At 66.3% G+C, this 2905-nt stretch carries 1 protein-coding gene; it reads right to left on the bottom strand.

Going from position 1 to position 2905, the window contains the following annotated elements; all coding sequences use genetic code 11:
• Window positions 1-663: 663 nt before the first annotated feature.
• A complete protein-coding gene (locus AB0M88_RS53085) occupies window positions 664-2472 on the bottom strand; it encodes a phage/plasmid primase, P4 family (protein ID WP_364116255.1) in 1809 nt (602 codons plus the stop codon).
• Window positions 2473-2905: the final 433 nt, after the last annotated feature.

The raw sequence follows: 2905 nt of genomic DNA, 5'->3' as shown, positions 1-2905 counted from the left end.
ACCACCACAACCACCAGATAGAACTACACCCCGAGGGCCACCACCTGGGGAATTACCTGAGCCAGACCCCGGAGAATTCCGTGAGCGCTGACAGGTAAACCGCTGTCTCGTCTGATCTGACCGTCAGGCGTCGATTGATGGCCGACACCAGAAGCCGCCACAACTCCACCACAGACCACCGCCCGGACGTTCCTCATCAGCTGGGTCTGCTCGTCTTAGCATCGACCACGCCGCAGCTCGGCAGAGGCGATGCTGGAGCCTCCATCGACGCGAGCCGCACCTGACATGATCGAACCTGCACGATCTGAGTGCTGCTGCGTTTGCTGTCCATCTCGTCTTCCTGCCGCATGACCCGACCCCGCTCAGCCGGTGATGCACGATGCCGAACAAAAGAGCGATACACGGTCCTCCCGCCACGCCCGACGAACCACGTCCCGAACATAAGGACACAAGAGTTCCCGTTCAGGCCTGAGACCCGTCCCGCCGGCTGCCCCATGCAACGCGCCCAGCCGAGGTACCGCACCCGGGCTCGGCCACCCCGGAGCAGAAGAGGGTGACAGGTGACAGCAGAAGCCGACTTTCCCGGTTCATCGCCAACCCGCGCGCACCATGTACGCGCGCACGCGCGCGTAAAGCCAACAACAGGAACTCCTGTCACTCCTGTCACCCAGGGCCGAGAGAGCCGCCGGCGGAATCGAACAAATCGCCCTGACCGGCGCCGAATTCAGCGAGCGCGAGTCCGGTGTAGTAACGCCGCCCTTTCGTGCCGCGAGCCTCTCCCACCCCGAAACGGCTACGCAGCTCCTGAGTCAACCGCTTGGGGTTTACCGGCCGCTCGCCGACCTGCTCGCACCACCACTCATACGCCTCGCGAAGCGCCGTGATGGTGGTACGCACCTTTTCGGTACCAGCCCGAAGGCATTGTTCCTCGACGAACCGGCCGACAGAGTCGTTGTCGCGCGCGTACTCGCGAGTAGCCGATGTCACCACGTCTGGCTCACGTAGGCCGTCACGGTGGTACATCGCAGCTCCCGCAACGATCCAGGCCAACACCGCGGCCGCATCGTCCGCCAGCCGCTCACCCAGCCGCCGGTCCTGCCGATCCGCAGGCACCACCCGCGTAAACGGCAAGACCCTGATACGCCGCCAGAACGCGGGCCCGCCCGACCGAGCAGCCGGCAAATGATTCGCCAGGATCCACAGGGTGTGGCTCGGCACAAAAGTGAACGGGTCATGGCGCATGAACCGGGCGTTGATCGAGTCTCGGCCGGTCAGCAACTTCACCCGCGCCTCAGCGAAACGCTGCCCTTCGTCGAGCTCCGCGCAGACCACCAGCCGCGCCCCTGCCAGCTGCGCCAGCTCGGCCGGGTGTTCCGCGTGCTGCCGCACCATCAGCATCTCGGCCGGTGCAGCCACCGCATAGCCGCCATCGTCCCGGCCCAACGCGTGCATCGCAGCTTCCAGCAACGTGGACTTCCCGTTTGCCCCCGGCCCTATCGCCAAGGGCAACACCTGCTCGAGTACCTGGCCGACTGCAGATACGCCGAGCAGTCGTTGCACGAATCGAGCCAGGTCGGCGTCGTCGCCGAAGGTGTCCAGCAGGAAGCGGTCGAAGACCTCTGACCGGCGCCCGAAGTCGGGCGCCGCCGCCGTGCATCGAGTGTGCAAAAGCCGCGGATCACAGGGTCGCATCTCACCCGTGCGTAGGTCCGCGACACCACCGGGCGTGTTCAGCTCGTACGGGCGGGCGTCCAACTCCGTCATCGCCACCGTGACCGCAGGGTCCGAACGGGCCAACCTGATGACGCCGGAGACCCCACTCGCCGATAGCGCCTGGCGCTTGAAACGCCGCCACGCTCCCGAGTAGGGCAATTCCCGGGCGAGCCCACGGACGAGCTCTCGGTGACGCTCCGCGTGGTCCCAGGCCCACCGGCAGCCATCCCAGATCAGCCAGCGGCCTCGTTGCGGAACGTAGCGCAGTTCGTGCCCGTGCCGAGCCACCAGAGCCCGCGCCAAACCGTCCTCTGTAGGACCCCATGCCGCGGCCGGGTGCAGCGGCTCCCGGCCGACCGAGGCTCGTGCGGGTCCGGTGCCAGAACCGGCCGTGGGGGCCCCCTCTGCGACCTCGGAACCGGGGGGCAGCGGCGAACCGGCCGATGAGCGCCCGTTGCCAAACCCAGCGTGGCGCAAAGCACGGGCCGCCGCTGAGTGATCGCCTCGATAGTGCAGCACGGCGTAGGCGTGCAGTTTCGTCGCCGGCGTCTCCGCCTCAAACGGCGTGCTCGTGCTAAAGACAAACAAGCGGTCACGGTCGCTAGCACGGCCCGTGGTCGCCGAAATCCCGATTCGCTTGCCCGGTCGGCGCCAGTACCGCGTCGTTCCGACCTGATGAACCAAGGTCCAGCCGGCCGGAACGAGGATCTCCGCCCAGTCGGTGCGCCGCTCGAAGTCATCTCCCGGCGACACCTCCATGCCGCCAGGTGCCGCCGTATACGTTCGGGCTACCGGTCGATTGGAAGGTGCGGGCATGCCGTCCAAAGCCCGTACCACTGCCATTAGCGCCCTGCGTTCGGCAGCCGTGATTGTCGCAATCCGGGCCGGGGAGGCGGCTCCGATTGCCGCCCACGGGCGCCGTGACTCATGCACGCTCCCGTGTGATGGCGCCACGATCGTGTAGCCACCTTCGCCGCGGGTCTCCGCCAGCGTTTTGATCTTGTCCGTGGGGTCGGCTTCCAGTTCCGCCTCTGTGGCCGGTCGGCGGGCCAGTTTCAGATTCCTACCCACTGGCGTGCCCGATACCCGGTACAGCACGGCAGATTCAGACAGTCGAAGCATTTACCTCTACGAGTTCGGCGAATATCTCGGAGGGCTTCTTCCAATTATGGATCTTACGGGGCCGGTCATT

The organism is Actinoplanes sp. NPDC051411 (genome assembly GCF_040682075.1).
GTDB lineage: Bacteria > Actinomycetota > Actinomycetes > Mycobacteriales > Micromonosporaceae > Actinoplanes.
This window is presented reverse-complemented; position numbering and strand designations above follow the sequence as displayed.

What these genes read in the sequence shown, in the direction of transcription:
- AB0M88_RS53085 (WP_364116255.1), bottom strand. Translation starts at nt 2,472, where the DNA reads ATGGAGGTGTCGCCGGGAGATGACTTCGAGCGGCGCACCGACTGGGCG.